A 19,022-nucleotide genomic window follows, 5' to 3' on the forward strand; every position below is an offset into this window, starting at 1 on the left:
CAGTAATGATGCAATTGATGCTATTGGTCATTGCCATAAAAATGGAGGTATTCAACCGAGGGAGGAAAATATGGAAAACCAGATTAACGATCTCCGCAGCGCCATCGCCTTACTGCAGCGCCACGAAGGGCAGTACATTGAAACCGATCGTCCGGTCGACCCCAACGCGGAACTGGCGGGCGTCTACCGCCATATTGGCGCAGGCGGCACGGTCAAACGTCCGACCCGCACGGGCCCGGCGATGATGTTCAACAGCGTGAAGGGCTATCCGCACTCCCGCATCCTGGTGGGCATGCACGCCAGCCGCGAGCGCGCGGCGCTGCTGTTGGGCTGTGAGCCTTCGGAACTGGCAAAGCACGTCGGCCAGGCGGTGAAAAAGCCGGTTGCGCCGGTTGTCGTTCCGGCCTCGCAGGCCCCCTGCCAGGAGCAGGTCTTTTACGCTGACGATCCTGACTTCGACCTGCGCAAGCTGCTTCCGGCCCCAACCAACACGCCGATTGATGCGGGTCCGTTCTTCTGTCTGGGGCTGGTGCTGGCAAGCGATCCGGAAGACAGCTCGCTGACGGATGTCACCATCCACCGCCTCTGCGTTCAGGAGCGCGACGAGCTTTCCATGTTCCTTGCCGCCGGGCGCCATATCGAAGTCTTCCGCAAAAAAGCGGAGGATGCCGGAAAACCGCTGCCGGTGACGATCAACATGGGTCTCGACCCCGCCATCTACATCGGCGCGTGCTTTGAGGCCCCTACCACGCCGTTTGGCTACAACGAGCTGGGCGTCGCCGGGGCGCTGCGCCAGCAGCCGGTCGAGCTGGTGCAGGGCGTGGCGGTCAAAGAGAAAGCCATCGCGCGGGCGGAGATCATCATCGAAGGTGAACTGCTGCCGGGCGTGCGTGTGAGAGAGGATCAGCACACCAACACCGGCCACGCGATGCCGGAGTTCCCGGGCTACTGCGGCGAGGCGAACCCCTCCCTGCCGGTGATCAAAGTGAAAGCCGTGACCATGCGAAACCACGCCATCCTGCAAACGCTGGTGGGACCGGGGGAAGAACATACCACGCTGGCCGGACTGCCGACCGAGGCCAGCATCCGCAATGCCGTAGAGGAGGCTATTCCGGGCTTCCTGCAAAACGTCTATGCCCATACCGCGGGCGGCGGCAAGTTCCTCGGGATATTGCAGGTGAAAAAACGCCAGCCGTCAGACGAAGGACGTCAGGGCCAGGCGGCGCTTATCGCCTTAGCCACCTATTCGGAGCTGAAGAACATTATTCTGGTCGACGAGGACGTGGATATTTTCGACAGCGACGACATCCTGTGGGCGATGACCACCCGCATGCAGGGCGATGTGAGCATCACCAATATTCCGGGGATCCGCGGCCACCAGCTGGATCCGTCCCAGTCGCCGGATTACAGCACCTCGATTCGCGGAAACGGCATCTCCTGCAAGACGATCTTCGACTGCACGGTGCCGTGGGCGCTGAAGGACCGCTTCGAGCGCGCGCCGTTTATGGAGGTGGATCCGCGTCCGTGGGCGCCGGAGCTGTTTGCTGACAACACGAAATAGAAACAGCACGCGTATGGCCCGCAGGTCATACGCTGATTTTCTTTTCAAGCGTGGCAATATTTTCACCCGCCGCTCGCTCCACCGAGAAACGATCGACGCTCAGCAAAATGAGCATCAGCCCCCTGCCGCTCTCCAGTAACGGCGAGATTTCGCAGAAGCGGTCTCGTCTGGCGGCCTCGAGCCGCGCCAGCGGGAACGCGTCGCCCGCGTCGGTAAAAACAATGCAGACGTCGCTGTCGCGGATATCGAAGCGTACGCTGAATGTGCGCGAGGCATCCTCATGCAGCGCGTGCCGGATGATATTCGTCGCCACCTCACAGACGGCGAGATCGAGCGCGAAACGCCACTCATCATCTACGGGAAGCGCGCTCAGCCGCGCTTCCAGCCAGCCGGCCAGCGGCGTCAGGGAACCGAGCACCGCCGGAAATTCTGCCTGCACCGGCGTCTGCATCTACTGCCCCAGCTGCGCAAGTGCGCTGCTTTTGTCCGGATAGATGCGGAATATGCGATCCATGCGGGTCAGGGTGAACATGTTCATGATCCCAGGGTTCAGGGAGCACAGCGCCATGTCGCCTTTCCCGTTCATCAGCTTAAACAACGACACCAGCATTCCCAGCCCGCTGCTGTCGATAAAATCCACTTTGCTGAAGTCGACAATCAAAGCCTTGCGATCGTCGCCAATTTCTTCCGTCACGGACGCTTTAAACGTCGCGGCAACGGAGGCATCCAGCCGCCGGACTGCGGGCGTGAGGATGTTGGCATGCGGTAGTCGTTCGGTGTTAATAATCATTCTGTTCTCCCTGACGCTCGATCACGAGCAGTGAAACGTCATCGGTTAAGGCGGTCGGTTCATCACGATTTGCATTGCGCCAGCCGGTCAGGTGGTCACCGAACCGCGCCAGGAGCTGGTCAACCGGAAGTCGGGCATGGTCATGAAGCCAGCGTTCGAGACGCTGCGGGCCAAACTGCTCGCCGCTGACGTTCTCACACTCCGTAATACCGTCACTGAATAAGCATAAGCGATCCCCCGGATTGAGGGTAAACGCGACGTCCTCCCAGCTGAGGTCAGGCATCAGCCCGACCGGCGGGCCGCCATTGCCCACGGACGTGACGGCGCTGTCTGCGTTCACAATGACGGGAGTAGGATGCCCGGCCTGACACAACACCCCTCGTCCGCTCTCGGGGTCGATCACCCCGTAGATAATGGTGAAATAGCTGGTAATGTCGCTCTCTTCACTGCAAAAGCGGCTGTTCAGGATTCCGATCACCTCCGCAGGCGACTGAATGCCGCCCTGATCGGTAAACAAAAAACGGTCTACCACCCGGCCATGTAAGAACTGACGCGCCACCGCGAGGGACATCATCGCGGCCCCCACGCCGTGACCGGACACATCCACGCAATAGAACCCAATGTGAGAATCGAGTGGAAAAATATTGAACACATCGCCTGAGACCCACGCAGACGGCATGAAAAGCCAGTCGGAAAAGTAGTTCCCAAAGCGTAAGCGGTGCGAAGGCAGCACGGAGTGCTGAACGCGCGCCGCGAGTTCAAGATCCTGTTCAATCTGATGCAACGCTTCACTCAGGCGCTTGTTGTGCGCCGCGAGGGTCGCTTCCAGCGTTAAAATACGGACCCCGGCGTGCAGACGCGCCCGCAGTTCATCCTGTTCGACCGGCTTGCTTAAAAAATCATCGGCTCCGGCATCAAAGCCCTGCGTTAAATCCCCGGCATTTTCGCGTGCCGTGAGCAGAATGACATAGACGTAGTGGCCAAACTGACGGTTGCGGATGGTCTGACAGAGCGTGAGTCCGTCCATTTCCGGCATGTCCCAGTCGCTTATCACCATGCTGATCGGCTGGCTGGACAGTATTTCCAGCGCGGCGACGCCATTTTCAGCCTCGCTCACGATATACCCCCACTGGGTGAGCATTCGGGAGAGTAACCGACGATAAATCAGCGAATCTTCAACGATTAACACGTGCAGCGCCGACATACATCCCTCCTAAAGCGGTAAGAACCAGATGAGGCTCACGGTCCCTTCCCTGAATTTTGCATTCCCGTTGCCGTGCCCCGGATAGCGCGTTCCCGCATAGTTCGCGTACTGGATGGAGAACGAACCCGGCGTATAGCCGGCATAACCGAAGCTGTAGCTGTAATCGCCGTTCCAGGGCTGCTGCTGGCTGCTGTCCGGGAACCAGAATGCCGTCGCGCGAACGAAGAAATGTTGTTTGAAGGTGTAGCCGCAGCCGCCGAGCATGACGTTTTTATTTTTGCGGATGTCATCGCTGCTGAGGTCGTAGTAGCGCGGCACCCAGCTGTACCCGACCTGGCAAATGATGGAATCCCCTTTATTAATCAGGAGCGTGTTTTCGACCGGTTTCGGTAGCGAAAACTTGTAGGCCAGCGTGAAGGCGCCCTGTTCGAAATAGGTGTGTCGTCGGCTGCCCGATGTCCAGAAATGGTTATCGCCGTAGTTGCTGTAAACCAGACTGACGGTGTTGGCGTGCCAGTCATCGTAGCCGAAGCTGTAGCGAAAATCGGCGGTGTAGCGGCTGGTGTCTCTGACCGGCAGTCGGGACGTAATGTTGGCAAACCAGAAGCTGTAGGGGGAATACTGAAGGCTGAGATTCAGCGTCTGGTTAATCTTTTTCTTTTCCGTGGCGGTGTCTGAACTGTTAGGAATGCTCATCCACTGCTCTTTCAGTCCCGAGCTAAAGCTCAGCGCACCTGATAATTTCTTATCGTTACCCGAGAACAGGCGCCCCCAGCGGCTGGTAAAGACGCCAGCCTGAACAGGTTCACCGTTCTTATCGCGCAGGGATTCATTTTCACTGCTTTTCGCCGCCTCTGCGGCGGGGATCGCGGCGAGCAGCACGCCCGCCAGAAGCCATTTTTCGCGCATAACCGCCATCCTTAGTTAGGTATCCAGCGTGCGCCGACGTCGTATTTTGCCATCAGCCACAAAATACCCAGTGCCGCCGCATGCACTAACGTGTTCTCTATCCAGGCATGTCGCCATAAGTCGAAGGTGATGAACTGGCTCACCAGCAGCACCACGTACACATGCAAAATAAAGGTATAAAGCGAGTGCTGGCCGAGCGGGATCAGGAACCATCCCAGCAGGCGATTGAGCGGCGTCCAGCAATACGTCAGCACCAGGTAGACGGTGACCATCAGGGCGATATCGTTTAACACCCTCACCGGGCCCAGCCCGTTCTTCGCCGCCCAGGTGTGATAAAACGAATTGAAGCTGTCAGGCGGGATGACGTGCATCAGCAGCGCGGGCGGCATAAACGGGTTGGTATGGTTCTGGGCGACAAATCCCAGCACCAGCGACACCATGACCAGCGCCACTACCACCCCTTTCCCCGGAGGCGTCCGGGCGAAAGAGAGCAGTTCGGCTTTATACCAGCCGCTGGCCATGCCCAGCACAAAGATGAACTGCCAGGCGAGCAGCGGGAAGGCAAATTCGAATTCCGACGGCGTCAGCCGAAGCGGCCAGCGCTGCCACAGGCTGTACACCAGCAGCGACAGCCCCAGCAGCCACCAGACTTTTCCTTTCTGCAGCATCCCCAAAAATAGCGGGCTGAGTAGCAGTAAAAAGATATACAGCCCCAGAATTTGCGTCTGATGAGGGCCAATCTGCAAATAGAGGATAATGTTGAACCAGGTCTCTTTTATTTGCGGCGTAACCGGATAAAGCGACCAGCTTTCACCCGAAAAACGGTCGGTAAAATGGGTGACCTCGAAAACGTTAATATGTGGGATATAGGCCAGAAGAATAAACGACACTATGATAATGATATTTACACGATATATTTTCCATGCCCTGAGATAAAGCCCCCAGGAAACCGTGAGCAAAACCACTTTTTGCAGACGCGCGCGGTTCAGCATGCCAAGCATAAACCCCGAGAGAATAACAAAACCTTCTGCACCGGTTGTTAACCCAAAACGCTCCCAGGAGAATATATTAAATACCGACATCACCTCCGTATGCGCCACGACCATCATGACGAGGGCAATGCCGCGCATAAAGTCGATTCTCAGGTCCCTGGCACCTGCAACGGCATACCGCCATGCTGTTGATTTAGCGTCATCTTCTTGCGCTACCGACGGCGCAACATGGCTCATAGGGTGTCCTTTGCCTGAAAACGAAAATTAAGGTCTAAATAAAGTAGATAGCCTAAAGGAATAGTAACCGCAATTTATCGACGGCCGATGAAACATCATTAAGCAGAATTTAAGCTGAATTAACCACCGCTAAATATTAATAAAAACGTGGCTGGACACTTTTATTCGGCGTTCTACACTTATCTTAAATCTTGTTTAATCGCTATTTTCTTTCGCTTTTGGGCAACTGTCTGCGCAGCAGAATGGGTCTGCATTTTCACGGAATCAGGAACGCCGGAACTATGGATTTTTATTTTTCCCGTTTTGAACATCGTCGTCCTCCGGAACCGTTAACAACACCGCGCTGGGTCATGTTCACCTGGCAGGTGTTAGCGGTCGCGGCGCTTATTCTGGGTGCCAATTATATTTACTGGCGCTGGACCGCCTCCCTGAATACTGACGCATTATGGTATGCCATTCCGCTGGTCCTCGCCGAAACCCTGGCGTGGATTGGCACCGTGCTGTTTACCATCAATTTGTGGAAAGAACAGGATCCTCCTCAGAGTCCGCCGCCCGGCGAAATTAACGAATGCCTGTCGCCTGAGGAGGCCGTAGAGCCCCGTCCCGTCAAGGTGGATCTGTTCATTGCCACCTACTCCGAAGACACCGAGCTGGTCAGGCTGTCCATTCGCGACGCCCTGAAGATGGCGTACCCGTTCCCGATTGACTACCGCATCCACGTGCTTGATGACGGCCGCCGCCCGGAGATGAAAGCCGTTTGCGAAGAGGAAGGCGTTAACTATATCACTCGCCAGACCAACATCGGCTTTAAGGCCGGCAACCTGCGCAACGGCCTTGAGCAAACCGACGGCGATTTTATTGTTATCTGCGACGCCGACACCCGGGTATTTCCCACCCTGCTCAGCCATACGCTGGGCTATTTTCGCGATCCGGACGTGGCCTGGGTACAGACGCCGCAGTGGTTCTTCGATCTTCCGGAAGGAGAAAACCTGTCGCGCTGGGGCCAGCGAAAAGCCGGAAAAGTGGGCTACGGTCTGGGCTGGCTGATTCAAAAGTGTGTTGGCCCGATCACGATTGGCCGCGACCCGTTTTTTAACGATCCGCGCATGTTCTATGACGTGATCCTGCGGCGGCGCAACTGGGCGAACGCGGCTTTCTGCTGCGGCGCAGCGTCCATTCACCGTCGCGAGGCGGTCATGCAGGCCGCGCTAAGAAGCTATGTCTGGTCCGTCGAAGAGGAGATCCATCGTCATACGCGCGACATTCGCGATGAGGAGACCCGGGACGCGCTGCAGAATGCAATGCGTCCGCACGTGGCGTTTGACACCGAGCTTACCCCCTACAAATTCCACGTCTCGGAAGATATTTACACTTCGGTGCTGCTGCACGGTGACGCCGCACGGCGCTGGCGCTCGGTTATGCATCCGCGGGTTGAGTCGAAGATGCTCTCTCCGCAGGATATGCTCACCTGGATGATCCAGCGCTTTAAGTACGCCGCCGGTTCGCTGGATATTTTGTTTCATGACAACATCTTCAGCCGTCGCCGCTTCAGGCTTTCACTCCCCCAGACGCTGATGTATGCCACCACCTTCTGGTCATACATGGCCTGCGTGTGGAACACGGTGTTTTTGATTTCGCCCATTATCTATCTGTTTACCGGCATTCCGCCGGTGTCCGCCTGGTCGACGCCGTTCTATCTCCACTTTCTCCCCTTTTTTATCTTCTCTGAACTGGCGTTTATGTTCGGCACCTGGGGGATCTCGGCCTGGGACGGCAGGGCTTCATACCTCTCCTTCTTTTCCATGAACCTGCGCGCGCTCAATACGGTGCTGCGGGGCGAGCAGATCAAATTTCACGTCACGCCAAAAGAGCGGCAGACGGGCCGTTTTCTCTACCTGGTGAAGCCGCAGATTGCCATCGTGGTGCTGACCCTCGCAGGGCTTATCTGGGGCGGTATTCAGGTGGCGCGTGGGCAGGTGGACGATCCCTCCGGCTACGTCATCAATATTTTCTGGGGAGGGGTGAACATCGCCGCCATGCTGCCGCTGATTTTCGCGGCCATGTGGACGCCCGCTGAAGAGGACGAGGTCACTCAATGAGGATACGTGATGCCCTGCTGCCCGCGCGCAGCTACCTCACCATTTTGCTCGGCTTCCTGATCGGCTTTGCCATTGTGGTCTGGGTGGAGAAACAGATGCCCACGCGCGTGGAAAGCAGCGGCGGCATCGCGCTCAGTAAAGATTTCCCGCCGCTGCCCACAACACGGGCGCTGACCTATGACGAAGCCATCTGGGCGCGGGTCGCCTGGCAATACTACGTGAATAATACCCAGCCAAACGGGCTGGCGAACGCCAGCGACGGTGAACCCTGGCTGAGCCTCTGGAGCGTGGGAAGCTACCTCTTTGCGACCGCTGCCGCAGAGCAGCTCAATATCATTTCCGCCGATGAGTTTGACGAGAGGGTCAGCACCGCCGTGTTCACGCTGGGGCAACTGCCGCTCAATGACAAAGGTCTCCCCGCCGCCTATTACCATGCGGACACGCTCAAGATCCTGGGCAAACCTGACGCCTCCGCAATCGGTCTGAGCCGGCTGCTGACGGCATTACAGACCCTGCTGTGGCGCTATCCCCAGCACGCGGCGGCCATCCGCGATTTGTTGAGCGTGTGGCGCACCGCGGCGCTGATTGAAAATAACACCCAAAGCCAGGCTGCGGTGCCGCTCCACCACTGGACGCTGGCCGACGATGAACAGCGGGACACTTTTGGCTACCGTCTCTATGCCAGCCATACGCTGCGCCTGATTGACAGCGCGGCAGGACTCGCGGTGACCAACCCGCCTGAAGGGCAAAAGATGATCGATCTGGATGGCGTAATGGTGCCCGATGAAGGGCTTCGCACGCCCTGGGGCAAGCAAACCTCGCTGATCAGTCTCCCCTATCTGTTAACCGGTCTTGAGCTGGGCTTTGATGCGCAGAGCGCTGAAATTGCGTGGCGGATTATGCAGATCCAGCAGCGGCGCCACGGCCTGCGCGCGCCAAAACCCCCCGTCAGCACGGATTATGCCGAGCCCGCGCCGGATTACGTTAACGATCTGCCGGACAGGCAGCCGGTACAGGCGCGTAACCTGCGCGACGAGGTGCCGGAGAAAGTGGCGATGACCTCCACCCGCACCGCGTTTGCCTGGTACGCCCTGTTCCGCAACAGCTGGAGCGAAGCGCTGCGCCAGCAGGTTCTGCCGCTTCAGGTGCCGGGTAAAGGCTGGCAGCGCGGGTTAAATCTCAACAACAGCGTCAATGCCGTCGTGGACGCCGATACCAATGCCATTGTGCTGGAAAGTCTGTCTTACATCGCGCATGGCCAGATGCTCTGTCTGGCCTGCCTCTACACATCCCCCTCAGCAGGAGCAACGCCATGAAGCCACGATCCCCGATCCTTTTCCACCTGCTCACGGGAATAACGATCTGCTGGCTGGCGCTATCGACCGTGCGTGCGGACACCGAGCTTCCTGCATCAGGTTACTCCCCGCGCAGCGGCGAGCTGACGGCCCGGGAGATGACCATCGCGAAAAACGCCTGGCAGTATTTCGTCACCAACTATCAGCCCACGACGGGCCTGGTGAATGCGGTCAACAAATATCCCTCCACCACCATGTGGGACAGCGCCTCCTATCTGGCCGCCCTGACGGCAGCGCGCGAGCTGGGGATCATTGATAAAGCGGAATTTGACCGCCGGATGCTGAAGTTTCTCGCCACGTTAAACACCCTGGTGCTGTTCCGCAACGAGCTGCCCAACAAGGCCTATAACACCATCAGCGGCCAGAAGGTGGACTACACCAACAAGCCCGGCGAAATTGGCTTCTCGGCGCTGGATATCGGGCGAATGCTGGTCTGGCTGAAAATCATCAAGGAGCGTTACCCGGAATACGGCAACAGCATTGATAACGTGGTGCTCGGCTGGGATTTCAGCCACGCGATCGACCCCTGCGGCACGCTGTACGGGGCCTATCTGGAGAACGGCCAGCCGAAGTACGTTCAGGAAGGTCGACTGGGCTATGAAGAGTACGGCGCGGCCGGTTTCCAGCTGTGGGGGTTCAATACCTGCAAAGCCAGCCGTCCGCAGCCTTACGAGTTGGCCGAGATCTACTGCGTGCTGGTCCCGTACGATACGCGCGACCCGCGCAACACGTCGCAGCATAACTACGTGGTGACGGAATCCTACCTGCTCTACGGGCTGGAGTTCGGCTTTGATAAACCGACCGACCGGGATAACGCCCCGCGCGACTACTCCCTGACGTGGATGAAAAACTTTGCCGACCGCGTTTATCAGGCTCAGGAGAACCGCTATACCATTACCGGCGTCCTGACCGCGCGCTCCGAGCACCAGCTCGATAAGGCCCCTTACTTCGTCTATGACACCGTCTTCAGCGACGGGTACAACTGGAACACCATTACCGATAAAGGCCAGTTCGTCCCTAACGCTGCCGCGATTTCGCTGAAGGCGGCGCTGGGCATGTGGGTGCTGTGGAACTCCCCCTATACTGACCGCCTGCTGAACACCATTGAGAATGCCAACGAAGAGGGAAAAGGCTACTACGAAGGGCTGTATGAAAACGGCGACGGCCCGATCAAAGAGTTCACCGCGAACAATAACGGCATCATGCTGGAGGCCCTGTTGTTCAAAAAAGAGGGAAAACTGCTGGCCTTCAACACCGACAACCCGAAGAGCAAGGATTTTGCCCCGTCTCTGTGGGATCGAAAGCTGCTCGATCAGTTTGAAGAGAACAACGCGCTGCGCAGCCGCCCGTTCCTTGCCAGCACCCCGGCCGTAAAAAGCTGGTGCGACCGGACCGGCGTCACGCAGCGAACCAAACCCGCCTGCCAGGCCTGTCAGTGCGCGTCATGCAGCGCGGACGAGCCCGTTAAACTGCCTCCGGTGACTGCGCAATGCTTAAAACCATAGCCAGAGGGCTTGCGGGATTACTCCTTGCAGGCGCGATCGTCTTTGCGCTGTTTGCCCATCAGGGCGCAGGCTGGCGCTGGCTCATCAGTGGCGGCTGGCACTCCAGCGCGCGTATTGCCGCCCTGACGCCGGAAGAGCAGACGTGGGCGGCGATCGCCTGGCGCTATTTCGTCAATAATACCCAGCCGCAAACCGGGCTGGTCAACGGCAGCGACAAACAGCCCCGCGTCACGCTCTGGCAAATGGGCGATACGCTTATCGCCCTGCTGGCGGCCAAAGAGCTGGGGCTGATTGAGGAGGCCGAGTATGACGCACGCCTGACGCGGCTGATGGGCACCCTCAATCGCCTGATGCTGACCGAGGCCCGGACGCCCGGTCGACTCTATTCCAGCCAGACGGCGACGCCGATCGACTTTAGCGGCAAGCCCGTTAAAAATGGCTGGTCCGCGCGCGACATGGCGCGTCTGATGCTCGCCCTGCGCCTTACCGCAGAGCGGGAACCGCAGTACAGCGAATACCTCGATAAAATCATCCTGCGCTGGAATTTCTGTCCGGTTATCGATCGTGAAGGCGAACTGTGGTCATCTTCCCTGCAAAACGGCCAGCCGGTGGTGCGCGAGGAGCTGCGCCTGGGCGAGAGCGAATATGCCGCAACGGCGTTTCAGCTGTGGGGATTTTCCCCGGAGAAAGCGTTTACGCCCCCGGCGCACCACGTCATCATCGCCCAGCGGCGTCTGGCCGTCGATGCCCGGGATCCGCGCACCACGTGGCAGCCCTCCCTGATCACCACCCTTCCCTATATGCTGCCGGGCCTGGAGTTTGGCTGGGAGCCCGAAGGCGTTGCGGCCGATCGGCAAAAACACCTGCGCAAGCAGGCCGAAAACGTCTGGCTGAGCCAGAAGAGCCGCTGGGAGACCGATAAGATCCTGACGGCCAGGGCAGATTTCTCGCTCCCGCAGGCGCCCTGGCATATCCAGGATACGGTCTGGGGAAATGGCTATGCCTGGAACTCTGTCGGTGACGATGGCCGGGACTACACCCGTTTCGCGCAGGTATCGACCAAGGCGGTCTTTGCCCTGTGGGCCCTGTGGGACACCCCGTACACCGACGTGCTGATGGCGGTGACAAAGCATCTTAACGATCCGCAAAAAGGCTGGTACGAAGGCCGCCAGGAAGCCACGGGCGATACTAACGCTGCGCTCACCCTTTCTACCAATGCCACGGTGCTGGAAGCCCTGTTCTTTAAACACAACGCGGGCCCCCTGTTTGACGCCCGCCGGGCTAAAAAAGAGAGCTACTTTACGCGCCGTGTGGCAGATGACTATACGCCCGTCGGGCACTGTCTACCGGGCGAAAATGCCGTAAGGAGGACGCCGTGAAATTTTACCGCGATCTGTTTGAATCCAGTCTGAACCGCGTCTTTCCGGATAATGATAAAACGGCGTTTTTTCAGACGTTCTATGACGCCTTCGTCCATATGTCACCCGAGACGGAGCAGCATTTTTCTCGCCTGCCGGATAGCGAGGGTCAGCAGACTCTGTTTAAGAGTTTCTTCGCCATGCTTGCGGTAGACGGCGCGTTAATCGTGCCTGATTTCCTCGAGCGCCTGGCGCGGGAGCAAAGCGACGATGGTCTCCACCTCCCGCCGCGTTTTTTCGCCCTGTGGCGCGAAGCGATGTTGAACACCGTGAGCCTGCGCGATCCGCAGTGCGACGATGAGATCCTGACGGCCTGGGCCATGGCGATCGCGCCCGGGCTGGAATACCTGCGCCGACAGGCAGAACTGCACTACCGCGCGTAGGAGGATCACGATGAGCGCATTCACGTACGATCTTAACGCGCTGCCGGCCGCCGTCATGATTTATGACGCCGAGGAACGCCTGCAGGCCTGGAATCACAACGTGGCCCTTTTTTATCCGGTCATCACCCCGTGGCTGAAGGTGGGCACAACGCTGGAGTCGCTGGCGGAACGCTTTATCGACGCCGTTTACAACGTCGACCCTGGCCTTCGCCAGACGCTGCGCGAGTCGATCGTGCGCAACTGTCGGCAGGATAAACACTGCGAAGTGCGGCAGGCAGGCCAGCGGCGGATCTTCGTCCAGCACCAGCGCCTTGCGGACGGCGGCATTGTCAGCCTGCACAGCGATGTCACGGAGCTGGATGAAGCACAGCGGGCGCGTCATCAGCTGCATGACGATTTTCTGCTGACGGCGGAATCCATCCATATCGGGATCTGGGACTGGCAGGTGTCTGGCGACACGCTCCAGGTCAACGATACCCTGCTGGCCATGCTGGGCCAGTCGCGCACCCAGTGGCGATATCCGGTGCGTTTTCTGCTCAATCAGGTCCACGAGAACGATCGCGCTGCGCTGCGCAAGGCGCTGCACGCGTCGAAGCAGGATCATCGTCCGGTCTTTGAATGTGAAATTCGCGTGCATCACCCTACCGAAGGTCTGCGCTGGATGCTGCTCTCCGGCCAGGTGGTCACGCTCTCCATTGAGGGAAACGCCGAGCGCGTGATTGGCACGCTGCAGGATATTACGCGCCGCAAGGAGGCTGAAATTCAGGCGTTCGCCTCGGCCATTGAGGCACAAAAAGCCAATGAGGCAAAAAGCGCGTTCCTGGCGAATATGAGCCATGAAATTCGCACCCCCATGAACGGCATTATTGGCATGACCCAGCTGTGCCTCGATACCTCTCTCAGTGCCGATCAGCGCGATTACCTGACGCTGGTGATGAGTTCTGCCCAGTCTTTGCTGCATATCATCAACGACATTCTCGACTTTTCCCGGATTGAAGCCGGCAAAGTGGAGCTGGAGGCGGAGCCCGTCCCGGTCCGCCCCTTCATTCAGTCGCTTATTCGCCCCCACATGCCGGGGGCGAGCGAAAAAGGCATTGAGCTGCTGGTCGATATTGCGCCCGACGTTCCCGACGTGCTGCTGGTCGACGGCGCGCGGCTGCGTCAGATCCTGACCAATCTGCTGGGTAACGCGCTGAAATTTACCCATCAGGGGGAAGTTATCCTGATTGTTGAGCCCGCGGATAGCGCGGATCGATGGCGTTTCCGGGTGTGCGACAGCGGCATTGGCATACCGGCAGATAAGCAGAAAGCCATTTTTGAAGCCTTCAGCCAGGCGGATAACTCAACCACCCGACGCTATGGCGGTACGGGGCTCGGGCTAACCATCTCAGCGCGACTGGTCGCGGCGATGGGCGGCGAATTAACGGTCTCCAGCGAGCCGGGGAAAGGCAGCGAATTTTCCTTCGTGCTACCGCTTGCGGCCCAGGCGCCCGGCCCGGAGGAACGCCGGCATAGCCATCGCTTTAACGGGGAACCCGTGCTGGTGGTTGATGATAACGCGACCAACCTGCGGCTATTGGCCGCCATGCTTAGCCAGATGGGGTTGAAACCCACCTGCGTTAATAATGCCAGCGAGGCCATCAACCGGGTTAAAACCGGAACGGCATGGCCCCTGATCCTGCTGGACGCGCAGATGCCGGATATGGACGGCGTGTCGCTGGCTCTCGAACTTTCGGTGCTGCCGCAGGTTGCTGAAAGCCATATCATCATGCTGAGCTCCATGAGCCGACATTTTGATATCAATATGCTGAAGCGGATCGGTATCCAGAACTACCTGCATAAACCTATCGCCCAGAATGAATTGCATCAGGCGATTGCCGCGGCGTTTGAACGTGCGCCAAAGACGGTGAGTGAAAGCGCGCCCGCGCCCACCGTCGCGCCGGACACGGCCGGGCTCAGGGTCCTGCTTGCGGAAGATAATCTGGTCAACCAGAAGGTCGCCGCGCGCCTGCTTGAGCGGCTCGGGCACACCTGTCAGATCGTCGATAATGGCGTCGCACTGCTGGAACGCTGGCGCGCGGGCGTGTGGGACGTTTTGCTGATCGATCTTCAGATGCCAGAGATGGACGGTGAAACCGCCATTCGCCTGCTGCGTGAAGAAGAACGCGCCCGGCCCGGACCGGCGCAGCCCACCGTCGCCATGACGGCACACGCCATGCAGGGGGATAAAGAGCGCTGTCTTCAGATGGGTTTCGACGGCTACATTGCCAAACCCATCAGCCAGGAGCGTCTCGCTGAGGAGATTGCTCGCGTGCTCCCGCGCCACGATGACCCTTCCGCCTTCCCGGATGAAGCACGTCTGCTGAAGCAGTGTGCTGACGACCCTGCTCTGGTTCAGGAGCTGCTGGCCCTGTTTGGCGAAGGGCTGGAGGAGGCCATGAAGGCCATCACCCTGGCTATCGACAGCGACGATCGTGAAACGCTGCGCCGCGCGGCCCACAAGCTGCGAGGAGAAGCCGTCACGCTGGATTTCGGGCGACTCGCCCGTCAGCTGCAGGCGCTCGAGAGCGAGGCGCACACGCTGGAGGGGCAACAGCTTGCGGCGCTAAACCAGCAGCTTCAAAAGGAATCGCTGCGCCTGATGGCGTGGCTCAACGCGCGCGGGGTAAACGCATGATGACTCGCTACTGCGCGCTGCTCGTTGCCCTGTTGACCACCCATACGGTGGCGAACGCTGCGCCGGTCAGCTGGTCTCTGGCCGGAGAATGGCAGGTTCAGGACGCCAATGACACCGCACATCCTGCCGCATCAGGCTGGCGCCCGCTTCAGGTCCCCGCCAACTGGTACAGCGCCGGGTACGATCATCAGGGCGCGCTGTGGTACAAGCACGCGTTTTCCCTGCCCGTGCAGCCGCCCGACGTAATGAGCACCCTGGTGTTTGACGGCGTCGACTACCTGGCCGAGGTCACCCTGAACGGCCAGCCGCTGGGCCAGCATGAGGGCTATTTTCAGCGCTTTTCGCTGGATGCCGGTCAAGCGTTACAACGTCACAACCGACTGGTGGTCAGGGTGGACAGCCCTTACGAAGATCCCACTAAGGTCTGGCCGCTGCATAAAACGGTCATGAAGGGGATCCTTAACCAGCATGACACGCGTCCCGGCGGGGCCTGGTCGCCGCAAGGACAGGACGCCAACTCGGGCGGCATCTGGGCGCCGGTGAGGCTGCATCTTAGCCGGGGCGCCACCCTTGATGAGACCATCCTGCGGCCAGACTGGTCACAGGGGCTGACGCACCCCGCGCTGAAAGCAGACATTCGCTATCGCGCGCTCGGTCAGGGCCCGGCGACCGTGCGGCTCACCGCCACGCCCGCCAACTTCAGCGGCAAGCGCTTCCAAGCTGACTTTCCGGTTACCCTCGAAAGCGGCGCCCATTCCGTGCAGCTGACGCTGCCCATGCCGAAGGCAAAACTGTGGTGGCCCGTCGGTACCGGAAAACCGCACCTGTATACCATTCGCGTGGCATTGCGGGATGAAAACGGCCTGATGGATACGGCGGTCACCCGCACCGGGCTGCGCAAGATCGTCGAGCAGCCCGACAATAAGGGCTGGCTCATTAACGACAAACGCCTTTTCATTAAGGGCAGTAATTACATCGGTTCCCCCTGGCTCAGCACCATGACGCGAGAAAAATACCGTCGCGATCTTCGTCTGGTGGAAGCCATGAATGCCAACGCCATACGCGTGCACGGACACGTTGCCGGACGTGCGTTGTATGACGTGGCCGATGAGATGGGCATGATGATCTGGCAGGATGTTCCGCTGCAGTGGGGCTACAACAACAGTGCGGCTTTCACGGAAAATGCGGTTCGACAGACGCGGGAGATGATCGAACAGTTCGGCAATTCCCCCGCCATCATCGTCTGGGGCGGGCATAACGAACCGCCGTGGAACTCGCCGTGGATGGAAAAACGCTTCCCGGACTGGAATAAAAATCTGAATCGCGAGCTCACGCAAAAGGTGGCGGATACGCTTGCCGAAGATACCTCGCGCATCGTGCACCGCTTTTCCGCCGTTGAGGAGCATTACTGGGCGGGCTGGTACTTTGGTACCGTACGCGACCTGCTTGCTCCGGCCAAAACGGGGATCATCACCGAGTTCGGCGCGCAGGCACTTCCCCGCTTGTCGACGCTAAAAACCATCATCCCGGCGGCGTCACTCTGGCCCAAAACGACCGCCGCTGACGATCCCGGCTGGACCGTCTGGAAATACCATAATTTTCAGCCGTTCCAGACCTTTAAGTTTGCCGGTATTTCGCGTGGGGACAACATTCAGGCGATGATCCGCAATACTCAGGCGTACCAGTCGCAGCTGGTGGCCACGGCGGCAGAGAGCTACCGTCGACAGCGCTACCAGCCGGTGACGGCCCTGTTCCACTTCATGTTTGTAGAAACCTGGCCCTCCATCAACTGGGGCGTGGTGGACTACCTGCGTAAGCCTAAGGCCGGGTTTTACGCCTTAAAACGCGCCTACCAGCCTGTTTTGCCGTCCATTGAACCCGTCACGGCGCAGTGGCAATCCGGGGCGGCGGCGACCGTGCGTCTGTGGGCCATCAACGACACCTGGAAACCGTGCCGCGAATGCCGTCTGAGCTGGCGCATCACCCAGCGCGATAAGGTGCTGGCAAATGGCACGGCGACGATGACGATCGCAGCAGACTCGGGAACGATGGTAAAAGCGGTCACGGCCACGCCCGCGGGCCAGGACGACGTGTCGATTCGGTTTACGATTAAAAACAGCGCGGGAAAAATTGTCGGCGAAAATCAGCGCACGGAGTCCGTCATAAAGTGAGCGAGGGGAAAAGGAAAATTGCCGCTTCCCCTGCTTTCTTGTACCCTTTCAGCGTTTACCCCAATCCCCTAAAAATCGAGACATCCGGACGCCTATGACTGCACATATTTCCAAAGATCCTTTGCATGGCGTAACGCTGGAGATGATGGTCAACGCCCTGGTGGCGAAATATGGCTGGAGCGAGTTGGGTGACCGCATCAAAATTAACTGTTTCAGAAAAGACCCCAGCGTTAAATCGAGCCTGAAATTTCTGCGCCGCACCCCGTGGGCGCGCGCGGAGGTTGAAGCCCTGTATCTGGACTCTCTCAGCGATGAGGGAAATACAGCGCAGGCGGCGCCCGCCTTTAATCCCTGGGCCAACAGCAGGATTATCAAGAGCTAATACGCAAATGACGCGACACGTAAAACGGATTGGTGCGCTGGCTGCCTGCGCGCTTTTACTTGTAAGCTGCTCCTCAAAACCACCCAAATCACTGGTTACCCCTCTTCCCACCGTCAGCAAACCGACGCCGCAGGCAAACGCCCCGATGCGCGGCATCTGGCTGGCGACCGTCTCGCGTCTTGACTGGCCGCCGGTAGCCTCGGTGAATGGCCGCAGCGCGGACCAGCGCATCGCGATGCAAAAGCAGGCGCTGATCGCAAAGCTCGACAACCTTAAGCAGCTCGGCATCAACACGGTATTTTTTCAGGTGAAGCCGGACAGCACGGCGCTCTGGTCATCCAAAATTTTACCGTGGTCAGATATGCTGACCGGCAACATCGGTGAGTATCCGGGGTACGATCCGCTGCAGTTTATGCTTGATGAAGCGCACAAGCGCGGCATGAAAGTCCATGCCTGGTTTAACCCCTATCGCGTATCGACCAACACCAAACCGTCCACCATCGCCGCCCTGAACCGGACGTCATACCAGACGCCGTCCAGCGTTTATGTCCAGCACCCGGAATGGGTCCGCATTTCGGGTGACCGCTTTGTGCTCGACCCGGGCATTCCGGAGGTGCGCGACTGGATAACCAAAGTGGTCACCGAAGTGGTGGCGAACTACCCGGTAGACGGCGTGCAGTTTGATGATTACTTCTATGCCGAATCGCCGGGATCCGCGCTCAATGACGCGCAGAGCTGGCGGCAGTACGGCCAGGGGTTTGCCTCAAAAGCCGACTGGCGAAGACACAATACGCAGCAGCTGATTGTCCAGGTCTCCCGCGCGATCAAGCAGACAAAACCCAACGTGGAGTTTGGCGTCAGCCCGGCGGGCGTGTGGCGCAACCGCTCCTTTGACCCGGCAGGCTCCGACACCCGCGGCGCCGCGGCCTATGATGAATCCTACGCCGATACGCGTCAGTGGGTGCAGCAGGGCCTGCTGGACTACATCGCGCCGCAGATTTACTGGCCCTTCTCGCGGGATGCCGCGCGCTACGACGTGCTGACCAGATGGTGGGCCGACGTGGTGAAGCCGACCCACACTCGCCTGTATATCGGCATTGCGTTCTACAAGGTAGGCGAGCCGTCGAAAAAAGAGCCGGACTGGACGGTTCAGGGCGGCGTGCCGGAGCTGAAAAAGCAGCTCGATCTCAACGATTCGCTGCCCAACGTCAACGGCACCATCCTGTTCCGGGAAGATTACCTGAACCAGCCGCAGACCCAGCAGGCGGTAAACTATCTCCGTGGACGCTGGGGTAGCTGAGTGACCACCAGGCAGAAACGCCCGTTTCTGCCTGTTTTT

The 19,022-nt window shown here is 58.9% G+C and carries 15 protein-coding genes; 10 read left to right on the forward strand and 5 right to left on the reverse strand.

The annotated features are described in order from the left end of the window. The first annotated feature begins 70 nt into the window (after positions 1–70). Complete coding sequence (locus BFV67_RS10915) at positions 71–1,561, forward strand: UbiD family decarboxylase (RefSeq protein WP_008501666.1); 1,491 nt, start codon at positions 71–73, stop codon at positions 1,559–1,561. Between the two features lie 25 nt (positions 1,562–1,586). Here BFV67_RS10915 and BFV67_RS10920 read toward each other — a convergent pair whose 3' ends face one another. Genes BFV67_RS10920 through opgC form a run of 5 tightly spaced genes read right to left on the reverse strand, consistent with a single transcriptional unit; the run spans position 1,587 to position 5,693 of the window. Beyond that, positions 1,587–2,012, reverse strand: a complete 426-nt coding sequence (locus BFV67_RS10920; protein WP_021240154.1) for an ATP-binding protein — start codon at positions 2,010–2,012, stop codon at positions 1,587–1,589. Continuing rightward, a complete protein-coding gene (locus BFV67_RS10925; protein WP_023292380.1) occupies positions 2,013–2,351 on the reverse strand; it encodes an STAS domain-containing protein in 339 nt (112 codons plus the stop codon). Continuing rightward, positions 2,341–3,555: a PP2C family protein-serine/threonine phosphatase gene (locus tag BFV67_RS10930; protein WP_044596461.1), complete on the reverse strand. Its 1,215-nt coding sequence runs from the start codon at positions 3,553–3,555 to the stop codon at positions 2,341–2,343. Before BFV67_RS10930 ends, BFV67_RS10925 begins: the two co-directional genes overlap by 11 nt. Positions 3,556–3,564: 9 nt before the next feature. Then, on the reverse strand, positions 3,565–4,464 hold the full coding sequence (locus BFV67_RS10935; RefSeq protein ID WP_084833307.1) for a hypothetical protein: 900 nt from the start codon (positions 4,462–4,464) through the stop codon (positions 3,565–3,567). A gap of 11 nt (positions 4,465–4,475) precedes the next feature. Next, complete coding sequence (gene opgC / locus BFV67_RS10940) at positions 4,476–5,693, reverse strand: OpgC domain-containing protein (RefSeq protein ID WP_023327506.1); 1,218 nt, start codon at positions 5,691–5,693, stop codon at positions 4,476–4,478. 281 nt (positions 5,694–5,974) lie between these two features. Between opgC and BFV67_RS10945 the strand changes: the two genes are divergently transcribed. The 9 genes from BFV67_RS10945 (at position 5,975) to BFV67_RS10985 (ending at position 18,983) form a co-directional block, all read left to right on the forward strand. Further along, positions 5,975–7,792, forward strand: a complete 1,818-nt coding sequence (locus tag BFV67_RS10945) for a glycosyltransferase family 2 protein (protein WP_021240158.1) — start codon at positions 5,975–5,977, stop codon at positions 7,790–7,792. After that, on the forward strand, positions 7,789–9,108 hold the full coding sequence (locus tag BFV67_RS10950; protein WP_023292377.1) for a DUF3131 domain-containing protein: 1,320 nt from the start codon (positions 7,789–7,791) through the stop codon (positions 9,106–9,108). Before BFV67_RS10945 ends, BFV67_RS10950 begins: the two co-directional genes overlap by 4 nt. Further along, positions 9,105–10,652 carry a DUF3131 domain-containing protein gene (locus BFV67_RS10955; protein WP_063417833.1) on the forward strand — a complete coding sequence of 516 codons (1,548 nt, stop codon included), beginning with the start codon at positions 9,105–9,107 and terminating at the stop codon, positions 10,650–10,652. Before BFV67_RS10950 ends, BFV67_RS10955 begins: the two co-directional genes overlap by 4 nt. Further along, positions 10,637–12,031, forward strand: coding sequence for a DUF3131 domain-containing protein (locus tag BFV67_RS10960; protein ID WP_039025523.1), 1,395 nt, complete (start codon positions 10,637–10,639; stop codon positions 12,029–12,031). Before BFV67_RS10955 ends, BFV67_RS10960 begins: the two co-directional genes overlap by 16 nt. Beyond that, positions 12,028–12,453, forward strand: a complete 426-nt coding sequence (locus tag BFV67_RS10965) for a globin family protein (RefSeq protein WP_008501676.1) — start codon at positions 12,028–12,030, stop codon at positions 12,451–12,453. The genes BFV67_RS10960 and BFV67_RS10965 overlap by 4 nt, the downstream gene beginning before the upstream one ends. A gap of 10 nt (positions 12,454–12,463) precedes the next feature. Then, a complete protein-coding gene (locus tag BFV67_RS10970; protein ID WP_069598319.1) occupies positions 12,464–15,130 on the forward strand; it encodes a hybrid sensor histidine kinase/response regulator in 2,667 nt (888 codons plus the stop codon). Beyond that, entirely contained in the window at positions 15,127–17,301 is a 2,175-nt protein-coding gene (locus tag BFV67_RS10975) for a glycoside hydrolase family 2 protein (protein ID WP_069598320.1), read from the forward strand. The genes BFV67_RS10970 and BFV67_RS10975 overlap by 4 nt, the downstream gene beginning before the upstream one ends. Positions 17,302–17,395: 94 nt before the next feature. After that, the gene (locus BFV67_RS10980) at positions 17,396–17,683 is read left to right on the forward strand and encodes a VF530 family protein (RefSeq protein ID WP_008501679.1); all 288 of its coding nucleotides are present in this window, start codon (positions 17,396–17,398) and stop codon (positions 17,681–17,683) included. Between the two features lie 7 nt (positions 17,684–17,690). Next, on the forward strand, positions 17,691–18,983 hold the full coding sequence (locus BFV67_RS10985; protein WP_023344174.1) for a glycoside hydrolase family 10-like protein: 1,293 nt from the start codon (positions 17,691–17,693) through the stop codon (positions 18,981–18,983). Positions 18,984–19,022: the final 39 nt, after the last annotated feature.

This window comes from Enterobacter roggenkampii (assembly GCF_001729805.1).
GTDB lineage: Bacteria > Pseudomonadota > Gammaproteobacteria > Enterobacterales > Enterobacteriaceae > Enterobacter > Enterobacter roggenkampii.